This is a genomic window from Thiolapillus sp., from assembly GCF_048562965.1.
GTDB lineage: Bacteria > Pseudomonadota > Gammaproteobacteria > Chromatiales > Chromatiaceae > Thiolapillus > Thiolapillus brandeum_A.
In genome coordinates, this window is the sequence record NZ_JBHNMF010001453.1 from 1 (window position 1) to 619 (window position 619).

The window sequence follows — 619 nt, forward strand, 5'->3', positions numbered from 1 at the left end:
AAAAACACGAGAATCTCTTCTCCTGGCGAGTGCCTTGGCACGAGAAATTGGCTATCGAGCTATCTTGGCCACGTCCCGGTGCCCAAAATGCTGGAACCAGGAGATCGGTGAGCGATGCGGGCTAGCGGGGGCATTTGAACAGAAACTTACGGTTTTCTGTTCGCCCTCGCGGATCCACCTCAAACAGTAAATTCCTGCATAAAATCACCCTGCTTATTCACCCAGCACTTGTTTACCGTATTCCCTTAACTCACCGTCCGGGCCGACATAGCGATAGAGCGTCTGGCGAGATACGCCCATCTACTCGACCCCAAAATCTATCACGAGGCCGAAGACACGCTTGCTTATTTTTCCTCTGGCGCAAGGTACGCCGGGAAAACAGTGCGGCCTCGCGGCTACTGGGGACTACCAGCCTTCGCTTCGCTCTCCATGGCTGGCAGCGGAAGAATCTGATTGCCATCTATACCGGCTCCTCATTGCTGATTTACCGGATACACGGCCACAAGTTCCAAGGTGAATTCCACTCAAAACGTCGAGGCTCTCTTTGCAACAAACACCATTCCAAACCCTATGCCGGGTTCACCATACAATCCGATGTCTTTAATTGTTCCTTCCTCCA

The 619-nt window shown here is 52.3% G+C and carries 1 protein-coding gene; it reads left to right on the forward strand.

Annotated features, from left to right (window positions below; all coding sequences use genetic code 11):
* Positions 1-340 precede the first annotated feature (340 nt).
* Positions 341-517, forward strand: a complete 177-nt coding sequence (locus ACOCD2_RS24905) for a hypothetical protein (protein ID WP_293653872.1) — start codon at positions 341-343, stop codon at positions 515-517.
* Positions 518-619 lie beyond the last annotated feature (102 nt).